This window comes from Mesorhizobium temperatum (assembly GCF_002284575.1).
Classification (GTDB): domain Bacteria; phylum Pseudomonadota; class Alphaproteobacteria; order Rhizobiales; family Rhizobiaceae; genus Mesorhizobium; species Mesorhizobium temperatum.
This window is the reverse complement of the sequence record NZ_NPKJ01000076.1, coordinates 268,807-281,946: the sequence shown is the minus strand read 5'-3', so window position 1 is coordinate 281,946 and position 13,140 is coordinate 268,807. Positions and strand designations below refer to the sequence as shown.

The 13,140-nt window shown below is 61.4% G+C and carries 11 protein-coding genes; 5 read left to right on the top strand and 6 right to left on the bottom strand.

All coding sequences use genetic code 11. The annotated features are described in order from the left end of the window. Positions 1-272 precede the first annotated feature (272 nt). Positions 273-998 carry an FkbM family methyltransferase gene (locus CIT26_RS34930; protein ID WP_245319673.1) on the top strand — a complete coding sequence of 242 codons (726 nt, stop codon included), beginning with the start codon at positions 273-275 and terminating at the stop codon, positions 996-998. Between the two features lie 174 nt (positions 999-1,172). Then, the gene (locus tag CIT26_RS34925) at positions 1,173-3,257 is read left to right on the top strand and encodes an oxidoreductase (RefSeq protein ID WP_245319672.1); all 2,085 of its coding nucleotides are present in this window, start codon (positions 1,173-1,175) and stop codon (positions 3,255-3,257) included. On the opposite strand, the gene CIT26_RS34920 is transcribed toward CIT26_RS34925, so the two are convergent. From CIT26_RS34920 to CIT26_RS34910, 3 genes are all read right to left on the bottom strand, one after another. Further along, positions 3,170-3,688 (bottom strand): glycosyltransferase family 4 protein, encoded by a 519-nt coding sequence (locus CIT26_RS34920; RefSeq protein WP_425350397.1) that lies wholly within the window; start codon positions 3,686-3,688, stop codon positions 3,170-3,172. The two genes, CIT26_RS34925 and CIT26_RS34920, sit on opposite strands and share 88 nt — an antisense overlap. Positions 3,689-4,005: 317 nt before the next feature. Further along, positions 4,006-4,491 carry a hypothetical protein gene (locus tag CIT26_RS38605; RefSeq protein ID WP_342587053.1) on the bottom strand — a complete coding sequence of 162 codons (486 nt, stop codon included), beginning with the start codon at positions 4,489-4,491 and terminating at the stop codon, positions 4,006-4,008. 141 nt (positions 4,492-4,632) lie between these two features. Continuing rightward, positions 4,633-6,090, bottom strand: coding sequence for a DUF4214 domain-containing protein (locus CIT26_RS34910; protein ID WP_095496788.1), 1,458 nt, complete (start codon positions 6,088-6,090; stop codon positions 4,633-4,635). 424 nt (positions 6,091-6,514) lie between these two features. Here CIT26_RS34910 and CIT26_RS34905 point away from each other — a divergent pair, with 424 nt between their 5' ends. Beyond that, positions 6,515-7,669: a glycosyltransferase family 4 protein gene (locus CIT26_RS34905; RefSeq protein ID WP_095496816.1), complete on the top strand. Its 1,155-nt coding sequence runs from the start codon at positions 6,515-6,517 to the stop codon at positions 7,667-7,669. A gap of 8 nt (positions 7,670-7,677) precedes the next feature. Here the strand turns inward: CIT26_RS34905 and CIT26_RS34900 are convergent, their stop codons facing one another. The 3 genes from CIT26_RS34900 to CIT26_RS34890 are packed head-to-tail and all read right to left on the bottom strand — an operon-like array spanning position 7,678 to position 10,584. Beyond that, positions 7,678-8,631 carry a dihydrodipicolinate synthase family protein gene (locus CIT26_RS34900; RefSeq protein ID WP_245319670.1) on the bottom strand — a complete coding sequence of 318 codons (954 nt, stop codon included), beginning with the start codon at positions 8,629-8,631 and terminating at the stop codon, positions 7,678-7,680. Further along, complete coding sequence (locus tag CIT26_RS34895; RefSeq protein WP_095496786.1) at positions 8,621-9,616, bottom strand: Gfo/Idh/MocA family protein; 996 nt, start codon at positions 9,614-9,616, stop codon at positions 8,621-8,623. The genes CIT26_RS34900 and CIT26_RS34895 overlap by 11 nt, the downstream gene beginning before the upstream one ends. Then, positions 9,613-10,584, bottom strand: coding sequence for a Gfo/Idh/MocA family protein (locus CIT26_RS34890; RefSeq protein ID WP_095496785.1), 972 nt, complete (start codon positions 10,582-10,584; stop codon positions 9,613-9,615). The genes CIT26_RS34895 and CIT26_RS34890 overlap by 4 nt, the downstream gene beginning before the upstream one ends. Before the next feature lie 109 nt (positions 10,585-10,693). Here CIT26_RS34890 and CIT26_RS34885 point away from each other — a divergent pair, with 109 nt between their 5' ends. Both CIT26_RS34885 and CIT26_RS34880 read left to right on the top strand, forming a co-directional pair. Continuing rightward, positions 10,694-11,443, top strand: a complete 750-nt coding sequence (locus CIT26_RS34885) for a FadR/GntR family transcriptional regulator (RefSeq protein WP_095496784.1) — start codon at positions 10,694-10,696, stop codon at positions 11,441-11,443. A gap of 41 nt (positions 11,444-11,484) precedes the next feature. Beyond that, positions 11,485-13,071 carry an ABC transporter substrate-binding protein gene (locus CIT26_RS34880; RefSeq protein WP_095496783.1) on the top strand — a complete coding sequence of 529 codons (1,587 nt, stop codon included), beginning with the start codon at positions 11,485-11,487 and terminating at the stop codon, positions 13,069-13,071. Positions 13,072-13,140 lie beyond the last annotated feature (69 nt).

The following is a 13,140-nucleotide window of genomic DNA, read 5'->3' as shown; positions in this document are numbered from 1 at the left end:
CCCAATTACGGAGCCCTCCCAAGAATCCACAACCCGGCAATTGGCAAGCCATTTTCCAACTACTCAAATGCGATTCCCCTGGGCAGATACCCCAGAATGAGACAATCGGAGTAGCGATCAGCCGGAGGAAGTAGGAGGCGGCCAACCGTTGTCGGGCTCGATCCCGGGTGCACAATCTGTCACCTTCGCGGCGAGCGGCACCGGCTGGCCCGCGTCCCGAGGCGTCGCAGATTGGGGGAGAGCGCGTGAGATTGACGGCAAAGTTCCTCGGCGTGTTCTGCGACGCGCGCGTCATAGCCAAGGGAGAGGCTGCCGGTCTCAAGCTCGTGGCGCAGAGCGCCGACCCGAACTTTGTTCGCGGCACGTACGAGCCGCCCATCCAACAGGCGATCGCGGCAAACCTGGCGCCCGGCGACGCCTTTTTCGACATCGGCGCGAATATCGGTTTCTTCTGTCTCATCGCCGCGCGCCGCGTCGGGCCCCGCGGCCAAGTCTATGCGTTCGAACCTGTCCCCCGCAACGCCGCCGCTGTCGCAGAAAGTGCGCGGCTCAGTGGGTTCGACACGATACGAGTGTTCGCCGAAGCCGCGGGCGCGACAACCAGTCGTGGCCAGCTTCTGCTCGCCCATCACATCGGCGGCGCCACACTTGCCTCGGCGGGAGCACCGCCGGACATGAATGGCCGCCTGGAAGTCAGCATAGTCACTATCGACGATGCCATCGCCCACCGAGGCCTCAGGCCGCCCTCGCTGGTCAAGATCGACGTGGAAGGCGCCGAAATCGACGCCCTGGGCGGTATGACGGAAACGCTGCGGAGGCACCGTCCGAAGGTGATTTATGAGGTCGACGATGCAACACGCGAGGGGCTCGACCGCAAGGCCCGAAAGATCGCGGAACTCCTGACTGCTGCAGGCTACGCATTGAAACCGCTGCCAGCCTCCTATGGCAACGGAGGATGGCGGGTCGAACACGTCTTGGCGCAGCCGGTGGGCGCCTAAGAACTATATTTGCGGCGCTATGGAAGGGAATCTCATGCAAGGACAGCAAGCGTGATCAAACGGGAAAAGCGAGGCGGTGCGCGACTTCTGCCCGTGGCTGCGACACGTCATCGATGCCTTGAAGAACCTCGTACGATTCTCGCGCAGTCCATGACGACGTGAGGAGGGTCTTAGTTGTTGCACCGTCATGACTGGGCAGAAACTGCTGAAGAGCCTGGGTCCGGCTTTGCCCGGCCGGAGGTTCTTGTCGCAGACAATTTTCAAGATGAACGCGCCCGCGGTGCGGTAATTGGCACCTTGGCAGTTAAGGGAGGTGTCAGGCGAGGACGCGACATCGAACGTCAGATCGCGATCGATCACGGCGCACTTCGTTTCCAGCCGCTCGTCAGGCCAGGCTGGGGCCGGCAAGGGATCTCCTATGGTCCCTTTCAGCGAGAGGCTGGTCTGGTGCTATTGGTCTCGATCACCAACGGCCACAACACATCGCAGGGATCGCCATTGCCTGAGGACCTCGCCAGGCGAGTCTACCGTTGGCTGCGAGGACCCGGCATTGACCCATGGCCCGGCCGTCTGGTTTCCCTGATGCGTGCGCCACGAAAGAGGCTCACCCTTCGCCGTTTTTGGTGGTGGACGCTTAGCACCTCCAGGACCTACCGGGGATCGAACATCGACGAGAACCTGGCTGTCGGTTGGTTCCCCAGTGAGGCGCCGATTAATCCCGTGGAAGAGGGCTGCGGCTTTGTCGTGCATGCCGCCGAAGGCGAAAACGGCGAGTTGTGGGCTCGTGTAGGAAAGCAATGCCTGAGTGCGTTTCGGCGCCTAAAGAACGTTCATGTCTATTATGTCGTGGCGTTGCGAGAGCAGGGCGCTATCTATTATGCGGCCGCCGACCAAAAAGCTCACGGTCTTGCCGCTTTTCCGATGATGCGTCCGATCGCGATCGATCCTTTCAACAAGGATGAAAAGCTGTTTGCGGGTGTTCATCAGTCGGCGCTTGGCCAGATCGGGTTTCGCGTCGACACACGCGTCCAAGCGGTTCATGTCGGGCGGCTACCTGAATTTTCTACGGCGTTTGGCACAGCCCACGCTGCCGATGCACACGTGGAAGGCTTGCCGGGTCAGATCGCCGCAATCGGGGGGCGGTGGCATTTTTCGCAGGACGCTGGCGACAATCTATCCATCGTCGATCCTGGCCACCCTTCAGGATTGATCCACGGGCTGCTGGAAATTTCCGCGGTCTCGGATGTATGTGGTCTCGTCTGGCGGTTTCGGGACAAGGACAATTTCTGGCTGCTGAAACTCTCGACGCTCGGATGCACTTTGGTCGCCAAGCAATCGGGCAAAGAGATCACGATCGCGACGAATACGGGACACGCCTTGCGCGAGCGTTCTACCCATTCGGTCCAGATTCTTGACTGGGACGGTCAGGTAAGCTGCTTCCTGGATGAGGCTCGACTTTTCGACCTGTCTGCTGAGGCCGATTCAATCGAGAGTGCTACCGGAGTAGGTATATGGAAAAGCTACGACAGCGGGCCGCGCTGGCATAGCTTCGAGGCTCATCCTCGCGAAGTTCCCATCCCATTGATGGCACCTGTGGAGGCGCCTTGGAACCAACTCGGTGCAAGTCTGTCCTACGCCGACGGCTTTACCGGTACTGCCGGCGAACTGGATCGCCGCACGACGGAGCTGGGCGGCGGACAATGGGCCAGAACACTGGGCGCCGGGGTCATCGACGTCGACGGGCTGGGCAGCGCCCGTGTGCGCGCGAGCGTAGACAGACCGAACCCAGGTCGAACATTCTATTCGCTGCCATGGGACCTACCGGGATTCGCCGATCTCGAGGTCACAATCGAGCCTCCCGGGGAGCGCCAAGGACAAGACCAGCGCGGCCGGGCAGGACTGCTTTTCTGGCAAGACAGCGACAACTACGTTTGTGTCACGACTTGGCTCGACGACGTCTACCAGGGTGCCTCGATTTCGGTGTTCATCAAGCGGCTCGGCTTTGAGGAACTTTATGACGCGGTTTGGACCAATGTGGCGGACAAGGTCGTTTGGGGAAAACGTTTTCGCATGCGCGTTGCATTCGACGGAAATCGGTTTGCAATCTTGATCGACGACGAACTGGTGATGCAGCGAAGCCTCACCGACATCTATCCCGATGATGCCGCCCTTCAAATTTTGCGGGTCGGACTCGCCGTCAACTGGGAGTGGGGAGATGACACGGGCTCGGTGTTCACGTCGTTCAAGGCCCGGCGCTGAGCAAAAGAGGGGTTTCGCTTTCCAAGCTGTGAACGGTGGGTGGCGATGGCCTTGTCGTACAGGTATCGGGTCGACTGGGCTATTTTTTCCCACGCATAGAGATCGGCGACCCGCGCGGCTCCCTGGCGTCCCAGTTTCGCCGCCCGCCCTGGATCCCCAAGAAGGCCGATGATTTGGGCTGCAAGCGCTTCCGTGTCATTCTTCTCAACCACAACGCCACCGCCAGTCGCTTCCACAATCTCGGTCATGCCGCCGACGCGAGTGGCTACGACAGGAGTACCATTCGACAGCGCCTCGATCAGGCTCATTCCGAAGGACTCGCTGAGAGATGGATTTACCAGAAGCGATGCTTCGGCATATCGCTCGGCCAATTTTTCGTAGGGCAGGGTGCCAACAAGCTCACGGCGGGACCATCGCGCGCAGCGCGGTATCGTAGGAACCGAGGTATGCGCTACCGCCGTGGTAGAAGCGAGCGAGATCGCAGACTTCGCGGTCCGCGCTCAGGTCAATCAGGAACTCACGAGGAAGCGTTGCCGATGGGCCGACGATCTCGAAATGCCTTTTTCGGGCGACACACGGCCGACGAACAATACTTTTCCTGGTATTCCCGCTACGGCGACGTCCTGGTTCGCGGGCGTCCATTCCTCAGGACTGCGAAAATTGTGCCGATTTCAGCAAAGCGCGTGTGCCGCAGTCACGACATGTTCTGAGCACCCGACGGTGAGATCGGTGGCGGCGAGCGCTCGGTTCATCGCGTGGCGTTCAAGTTCTGCAAGCCAGTCACAATGCCTGAAACGTGGCCGCCAGGAACTTCCAAAAAGGAGAATGGCGGTTTCGACTGCGGCCTTCGTGAGTTGCATCCACACGAGGCTCCCACGCAAAAACCTGCGATAGCCATGCCTACGCCCCACGCGCCGCCGACTACCGAGCCTGTAAGCGTGCGACGGCAAACAGTCGAAGTTGCCGCTTGAGGACTGCCGCCGGTACGACACCAAACGCCTGGATCACAACGATGGCGCTGGTCCATTTTACGAGCGCCTCCATATGCGGTTGGTCGAACGCGGCCGCGATGGCACCGGCGGATATCCAGGATAAGTGCAGTGATCGCAACGCCTGTCGACGCAAGGAGGCAGAAGGCCGAATCAAGGTGAATGGGATCGATTTCCTCCCGCTGGATAATGGCGTCAGGTAGACCCCTCGTTACCGGAGCCGCCAAAATATTGGGCACCACCATGGCGAGCCCCGCAAGCCCGAACGCCTCGGGGCCAAGGTGCCGCGCCAGCACCACAAATACGCCGAAACATAGCGATCTGTCGGTCCCAGGTCTCGACAGCGGCCCAAACAGCGCCAGTGACGACCTGTCGGCCGAAAACGTTCATTGGACCCCCTGCTGAGGCTCGTTCTGAAACAGAACCGTGTGTCTGGAGCGAAACTCATACGAATGGATCGATTCCGCCACGATCTGTTCTCCACTTAACTCGCCGCTGTCCAGTTTCGACACGTAAGCAGAAAGCCCCTGGCCGTCTGGCTCCCGTCCCAGCAATGTCCGATAGAGAAGGGCTACAAATTGCGCATTTCCAAGCCCAACTGGCTGATTGTCAGTCCTGAATTCGACAGAAAGCAACAGCTTCGTCAGTATCGGAAAGATAGATTGATCCTTCTTCATCGCGACGACCTCGCGCCACTGCTCGGCCGGAGACGGCATGCGACGCAAGATTAGGCAGTAAGCATATGCAATCTGGTTGGCATGGTTGAAGGCAGACTTATCGAACGCATCAAGCGAACAGGGGTGAAATGCACCGGCATCGGCAACGGGGGGTACCGACGTCTGGCCCGCAGGCGGCAAGCTCTTCGTCGAGACCGTCGGCGAACTGGAACCTGCATCGCCGTCCGCGATGATCTTCTTTACGGCACCATATGCCAGCTTTTGCCCGTTCGGCGCCCATAGCCCGTTGTCGCGCTTCTTCAGGCGGACGAGGCCCATGAAGGCCTCGTAGCTTGGCGCCCAGTACGGCTCGTCGAGCAGTTCGTAGATGTGGGCAGCTTCCAATCCATACCGAGATTGATACCTGCGCAGGAGCGTCATGATCTGGACCAGACCTTCGGCCTGCTGCTTTTCCCCTCGTTGGCTGCCGCCAGCATAATTGAACTCTGTCAGCCAGATGGGTTGGCCGAACGTCGCCAGGAACTTGAATGCGTCCTCCGGGTCACCCTCGTAAAGATGCCAGACCGAAATATCCCATTTGATACCGTCCTGCAGCATGCGGGTGAACGCTGCGCGGTGACCCCAGCCGGCCGTCCCAACTGCTTTTCTTATGGCCGGATCCACCGCAGTGATTGCATCCGACAGACCGCGCAGCACCGCGCTTACCTTCGCCCAGCGCGGACTGAAATAGTCGGACGTCACGGTGCCGCCGGCAGGGCCCCAGGAGCAGTTGTATTGTATTCCGTTGTCCTGCATCTCGCAGGGCATCAAGATGGCGTAGTTCTCCATCTCGTTGCCAAGCTCCCAAACGCGGATGTCGTCCTTGAAGCGGGATACGAGTGTCGACGCGAGCTGGTAGGACTGCGCATAGAGGTCATCGACGGATTCATTGTCGAGGTCTAGTTCGGGCGTGATTACCGGTAGGATCTGGACTCCGCGCTCCTTGCCCACTTTGACCAGTTCGGCAAGTTTGGTGGCGCTGTCGGCGTTGGAAATGTTGACGCGATACGACTTCATGCCGAGGTCGCGGATATAGTCGAGTTGCTGTTCGATCGATATCCCAGGATAGGCGTTGAAGGGATGGCCATTCACCCCCCAGAGCAGATCCGCTGCGCACGAAGCCGTCATGCCCAGCAGGCATGCCAGGGTTGTCCATAGACGTCTGCTCGCAGCGACGGCCCGTCCAATGGAACCTGGTTGCGATGGATTGGTCGGCCGCTGCATCAGCGCGAACTTGCTTGTCTTGCGCCAGACATTTTCGGCATCACTCCATTCGCTGAACTCTGCCTGACATCCATCCGAGCAGACGAATGAGATTTTCCGCACTGCCCAACGCAGTCTACCACTGCGGCGCCACGCCGAACCTCAAACATTTGGCGTAAACGCCGATGATTTGCCACGCCATTCGGATGAGAGCTGCCGGGAAGCCTCTCGGGCAAACGACCGGTTACGTCCCAAAAGCCAAGATGACCCTGCCGTCCTGGTCGTCCAAAGTCGCGGAACTGAGACATGGCGCTGGTGACCAAACCCTGTCGCCCGGATGTGGTTCGTGATGACACGACATTGGACGATCAACGGCCGTTTTCTCGCGCAGCCGACCACCGGAGTTCAGCGGTACGCACGCGAGATCGTTTCGGCGCTGGATGCCCTGATCGTGGGCCAAGCTCCCTTGGCACGGGATCTGACCGTCGAGTTGCTGGTCCCGCCGGGGACACTTGACACGTTGCCCCTGGCCGCAATCCGTGTCCGGACTGTCGGCAGCTTCGGGGGTCATGCATGGGAACAAGCTGTGCTTCCGGCCTATGTTCGCGGCGGCCTGCTCAGCCTCTGCAATACGGGCCCTCTGGCCGTACGTCGGCAGGTGCTGTGCATTCACGACGTCAATACACGGGCATGCCCGCAGAGTTATTCATTTCCATTTCGGCTTCTTTACCGCACCTTAGTTCCTGCCTTGGGCAGGACCGCGCTTAAGGTCGCGACCGTGTCGCAATACTCTGCAGGTGAACTGACGCGCTATGGCGTGTGCCCGGCGGCAAAGGTCGAGGTTGTAGGCAACGGGCATGAACATGCGCTGCGATGGGCTCCTTGTCACTCGGACCAAACCCTGGCAGTTGCCGGCCCTGGTACGATCGTCGTGCTTGGCAGTTCTATCCCGCACAAAAATGTCGGCTTGATCATCGGGATGCACGACCGACTTGCCGCGGCGGGGCTACGGGTTGTTGTTGTGGGCGCGTCAACGCCCCGTGTTTTCGGCAGCATTGGCAACAAGACGTCGACGAACGTCATTTGGCTGGGAAGAAGGTCGGACGCGGAACTCGGTGCACTTCTGCGCGATTCCCTATGCCTCGCGTTCCCCTCCTTGGTTGAGGGTTTCGGACTGCCGCCCCTCGAAGCCATGACACTTGGATGTCCGGTGATCATGTCGGACCGTGCCAGTCTGCCCGAAATCGGCGGGGATGCGGTTCTGTACGCATCACCTTGCGATGAGAATGCATGGTTCGATTGTTTCATGCGCCTGGTCCACGAAAAAGGCCTCAGAGCCAAATTAATCGCACGCGGTCGCGCAAGGACGGCCCGATTTCAGTGGGCCGCGTCGGCTCAACGGTATTTGGAACTGATGGCCAGCGTGGATGGATTTCCAGAAGTGCCACCACTTAGGGAAGTCGAATGCAATCCGAATGAGCGACGTGCGGCCGCAGCGCCCTAAACCGACGGTCACTGCCACCATTCGGGGAAGGCCGTGCGTGCGGCTTCGGCCAGCGTCGCGATCTCCCCGTCGGGAACCGAGCTGTAGGGCCAGAGCAGTCGCGGGCTAAGCGGCGCCCAGCCGCCGGCCGCCGCCATCGCTTTGTCGAGCGCCGCATCGCTGACAGCGTAGCGAGCGCGAAAAGGCAGAACGTGCGTGGCGAGAAAAGCCTGGATGCGCGTCTCGACCTCGGCAGCGGCTGCGACGTTGGTGCGGATCATCTGCCACCACGTCACCGCGCCCTTCGGGTTGAGGCAGGCAACATTGGAATAGCTGCCGTGGGCGCCCTGTGCATACCCAGTCGCCAGCGTATGGCCGGGCACGAAGACCGAAAATCCCGGCAGTTCGCGGCGCATGTCGGCGTACCAGCTGGCGTCGCCGCCCGGCAGCTTGGCGCCGACCAGCGACGGCACGGCTGCACGCAGCCCGGCGATGCCTTCGAGCGTCAGGCGGCGCTTGGCGTGCGGTGGATTGTATAGCACCAGAGGCATGTCAGGCGCGGTCTCGCAAAGACCGCCGACGAAGCTCATGACCTCGTTGTCGCTGGGCGGCCACCAGTCGGGCAAGGTGAATTGCACTGCCGCCGGGCAAAGCGCCGACACCCGCATCAGCCGCTCGCGCGCGACGCGCGGATTGGACTGGCTGATGCCGATCTGGAAGGGCAAGCGCGCGCGGCCGGCATTCGCGGCCACCAGGTCGCTAAGACGGTCGAACTCGGGCTCGGTCTGGCAGTGGAATTCGCCGGCCGTGCCGTTCGAATAAATGCCGTCGACTCCGCAAGCGCAGAGCCGTGCGATCGTCTCTTCCGTCGCCTCCCAGTCGATTGCTCCACGATCGTCGATGGCCAGCATCACCGCGCCCCAGACGCCGCGCGGCGCGTGTGCGGGCAAGTGGGTCAGGTGGTCGTCCGGTTCAGCGCGCACCGGCGATCTCGTGTTCGCGCCGGGTTTCGTTCGACGCAAAGGCGGCCTCGATGATGCCGATGATCTTGCGACCATAGGCGCCGTCGACCGGCACCGGCTTGTCGTCGGCAATGGCATCGCGCATCGCGCTCCACTCACGCACCAGCGCATTGTGCATCCAGTTCGGCTCGAACGAACCGGGCAGGTCGATCCAGGTGGTATCGCGGCCAAGCATCGTGCCGCGGTCCATGTCGATGCGCAGCGTCCCCTGCTCGCAGACCAGATCCATGGCGTAGCCGGCCGCGCCGTTGCGATAGCCGACGCTCTGCACCTGGCCGAGCCCGCCGCCGGCGAAGCGCAGTCCGAGCAGGGCGGTGTCGTCGGCTTCCTGGCCATGGAACTTGGCGCCTAGCATGGCGCTCACCGACACGACGTCGTCATCCATCAGCCAGACCAGGCGGTCGAGCGCATGAATGCCGGCCGTCAACAGCATGCCGCCGCCGGTCGCCTTGCGCAGATGCCAGTCGCGGCGATTGTGCTCCATCCACAGTTTGATGATCCAGCTCGATCCGATGAGCGGCCGGCCGAGCGCTCCTTCCTCCAGCGCCTGCCTGGCGGCCATGCAGGGCAGGGCGAAATGCATGAGATGGGCCATCATCAGCTTGACGCGACCGGCGGCCACGGCGGCATTGATCGCATCGCATGCTGCTGCCGTCGCCGCCATCGGCTTTTCGAGCATGATGTGCTTGCCGGCCTTTGCCGCACCGATCGCCATTTCGGCATGGAGATGGTGAGGGCTAGCGATGAGGACGGCGTCGACATCCCTGTCGTCGAGCAGCTTGCGCCAGTCGGTGTAGCCGCGACCACCGTGTTCGCTGGTGAAGGCGGCCAGGGCATTGTTGTTCCCGCGGCACGATGCGACGAGATGCAGGCCGTGCACTTGCTTGATTGCCCTTGCGTGGGCGGCGCCGAAATCGCCGGCTCCGATAATGCCTATTCCAGTCATCGTCCTGCCTTTTCATATGCGGTGTCGATCAGCGACATCGCCGCAACATAGTCATCGATCGAAGTCGCCGGCGGCACTTTTCGAGCCAGCCGGTCGAGCGTGTCGGTCATGCACAGGCGGTAGCGCGTCGCCGGCAATTCGATCGGCAAGTCGACGATAGCGCCATCGTCGAGCGTCGCACAGATGGCGCGGTCGCCAAAGTCGATGAGGGTCGCATTCTCGCTGACGATGCGCCACTCGAAATCGCCGCCGGGGCGCATTGACGCGAAAGTGTATCCCGCCTCGACGACGAACAACGCTCCGGCAGCGTCTTCCAGCATAAGCAGCGCATGATCCTCGACCAGGGCGCGGTGAATGCGGTTCTTGATCGAAACGGCTTTCAGTCCAAGCCCGCCGGTTGCCAGACCGAGCGCGGCGTCGACGCCGTGTATGCCTAGGTTCCTCAGCGCGCCGCCGCCGCCGATCGCCGGATCCACGACCCAGGCAACGCCCTCGGCCGCGTAGCGCTGCGGCGGGCCGTTGACCAGCCGGAACTGGCAATGCGCAACCGCACCGGCGCGGCCTTGGCTGCGCAGCCGTTCAAAGGCAGCGACGGCCGGCCCAAAACGGTTGGGCAGGGGAACACTCACAAAGGCCTGGTACTGCCTCGCCAGGTCGCGCAGCGCGGTCAACGCTCCGGTGCTGCTCGCCGCCGGCTTTTCCAGGATCAGCGGTATGCCGGCTTCGATGACGGCACGCGCCCGCGCCGGCACCGTCGAGGGATGTCCCATCAGCAGGACCACGTCCGGCGGGCTGGAGAGGATTTCCGTAAAATCCGCAATGAACGGCAAATGATGACGCATCGCGAAGGCGCGCGCATGCTCCGCGTCCTCATCCCAGATGCCGGCAATTTCGGCGCCACAACGGTGTGCAGCGTCGAGATGCATGTCGGCGTGCCAATGGCTTGAGCCGGCCAGGACAATCTTCATTTCGTTGACGTATCCTCCTGCTTGCAGGATATCCTACAAGTCGCTATGCTACAAGCATCGACCGCTTTGCAGCGCCATTGGACGCGATTGCAGCGGCGCTGGGAGCAAAATGCCGGAAGCCAAGTCGATCTCGGAACCCAAATCGATCTCGGAACCCAAGTCGATCGAACCGCTGACCCGACCGCCGCTGCTTCACGTCAGTGTGCAGGAGAGCCTCAGGAAATATATCCAGAGCAATAAGCTCAAGGCTGGGGATCCCTTGCCTCCGGAGACCTTCCTGGCGCAGCGGCTCGGCGTCGGCCGCAACTCGGTGCGCGAAGCGATCAAGGCGCTGGAGTCGATCGGCATTCTGGAGACGCGTCGCGGCATCGGCGTTTTCGTCAAGGAATTCTCGTTCAAGCCTTTGCTGGATAATCTGGCATATGGCCTGCAGGATTCGTTGCGCGACGTCGAGGAGCTGCGTGAGATCCGTCGTGTCCTTGAAACCGGCCTCATCGCCAAGACCATCGAAATGATCAGCGCCGAAGACATCGCTGCGCTGCGCCAGCTGACTGAAAGCATGCGGCGGCGCGCCGAGCGCCAGGAGAGTTTTGCCGAAGAGGACCAGCAATTCCACCAGCTGCTGTTCCGCTGCCAGAACAATCACATGCTGAGCGCGCTGATCGACATCTTCTGGGTGGCCTTCAACAAGGCCTCGAATTTCACCAGCCTCGACAATCCGACACCTCTGGCGACGTGGCGCGACCATCACGAGATCGTCGAGGCGGTCGCCGCCAAGGACGTCGACCGGGCGCGTCAGCGCCTCGACGACCACTACAGGGGGATTCAGCAAGTCATCGCGAGAAACCGAACTACCTGACCCAAAGCCGAATTACCTGACAATGCCAAGGGAGGAAAACCATGCGCATCAAGACTATCGCTCTTCATCTGGCCGTCACTGGGCTGCTGCTCGGCGGCATCGGCCTGGCTACCAGCGTCCAGGCACAGGACGCCAAGACCATAACCGGGGGCTTCGACGTCGGCCCCGGCGGGTTTCCCAAGAACTTCAATCCGCTGGCTGCGACCGGCGGCTTTACCTGGCTCAGCACCTATTTTGAACCGCTGGTCATCTACAACGCCGATCTGACCGAACTCGAAGGCGATCTGGCCAAGGACTACAAGGTCAGCGACGACAAGCTGACCTATACGTTCAACCTTGCCCAGGAGAGCTGGCACGACGGCAAGCCGTTCACATCCAAGGACGTCAAGTTCACGCTTGAGCTCGCCAGGAACAAAGCCTCCGGCAGTTTGTTTGCCGCGCGCCTCGGCGACATCGCGTCGGTCGACGCGCCGGACGATCGCACCGTGGTCGTCAAATTGTCGAAGCCCAACGGCTCCTTCCTGTCGATTCTCTCGCAGGTGATGATCCTGCCGGAGCATGCCCTGGCCGCGATGCCACCGGAAACGCTGGCCACAAGCACCTGGTGGTCCACCACTCCGGTCGGCACCGGCCCCTTCAAGTTCAAGCGCTATGTCAGCGATCAATATGTCGAACTGGCCGCGGATGACGACTATCGCGGCGGCAAGCCGAAGGTCGACGTGCTCATCAACAGATATTTCGAAAGCCCGGCGGCGGCCGTTGCCGCGCTGCGCGCCGGAGAAATCCAGTTCACCTATGTCGAGCCCGACGATGCGGTATCCTTCAAGAGCGACAGCAATTTCAAGGTGATCGAGGGCGCCTCCTATGTGGTCAACTACATCGGCCTCAACCAGAAGGTCGAGCTCTTTAGGGATGTTCGTGTGCGCCAGGCGATCATGTACGCGATCGATCGCAATGCCATCATCGAGAGCCTCTATGGCGGGGCGGCCAAACCGGCCAATTGCGGCTACGTCGCGCCGCACCTGCTTCCCGAAGGCCTCGAACCCTATGCCTATGATCCGGCAAAGGCCAAGGCTCTGCTTGCCGAGGCTGGCTGGGACAAGATCAACGGCGACAAGCCGATCACCTTGCTGACCTATTACGGCTCGCCGCAAGCGGCCAATGTGATGGCTGCCATCCAGTCGATGCTGGCCGAGGTCGGGATCAATGTGGTGCCGCGCGTCGTCGATACGCCGACTTATAACGGCATCGTCTACAAGGAAGGCACGCCGGACTGGAACGCGTTTGCGATGGTCTATGCCGGCCTGCAGAACGGCCCGAATCCGGCTGGCATCAGCCCGGGTCTCAACAAGTCCCAGATTCCGCCAGCAGGCTTCAACACCATGCGCGTCGAGTTCGACGATCTCAGCGCTGCATTGGACGCCGCGCTCGGCCAGACCGATCCGGCCAAGATCGATCAATCCTGGCAGGAAGTCTGCAAGGTGATGAACAAGGATCTGCCCTGGGCGACATTATGGGTGGCCAACCGCTATGGCGTCGCCTCCAACAAGCTGCGTGACTTTGTCTGGACGCCGGCGCCGGCCGGCGGTCCTTATGCGGCTCACCCGGAACGCTGGGATATCCAGTAAAACGGCTGGCGGGCCACTCCGGCCCGCCAATGAAACGGGCCGGCACGATACCGGCCCCGCTCACCATCA

Bases quoted from the DNA above. Each gene is read 5' to 3' on its own strand.
- CIT26_RS38605 (WP_342587053.1), bottom strand. From the start codon at position 4,491: ATGGTGGTGCCCAATATTTTGGCGGCTCCGGTAACGAGGGGTCTACCT.
- CIT26_RS34910 (WP_095496788.1), bottom strand. From the start codon at position 6,090: ATGACGGCTTCGTGCGCAGCGGATCTGCTCTGGGGGGTGAATGGCCAT.
- CIT26_RS34905 (WP_095496816.1), top strand. From the start codon at position 6,515: ATGACACGACATTGGACGATCAACGGCCGTTTTCTCGCGCAGCCGACC.
- CIT26_RS34895 (WP_095496786.1), bottom strand. From the start codon at position 9,616: ATGACTGGAATAGGCATTATCGGAGCCGGCGATTTCGGCGCCGCCCAC.
- CIT26_RS34890 (WP_095496785.1), bottom strand. From the start codon at position 10,584: ATGAAGATTGTCCTGGCCGGCTCAAGCCATTGGCACGCCGACATGCAT.
- CIT26_RS34885 (WP_095496784.1), top strand. From the start codon at position 10,694: ATGCCGGAAGCCAAGTCGATCTCGGAACCCAAATCGATCTCGGAACCC.
- CIT26_RS34880 (WP_095496783.1), top strand. From the start codon at position 11,485: ATGCGCATCAAGACTATCGCTCTTCATCTGGCCGTCACTGGGCTGCTG.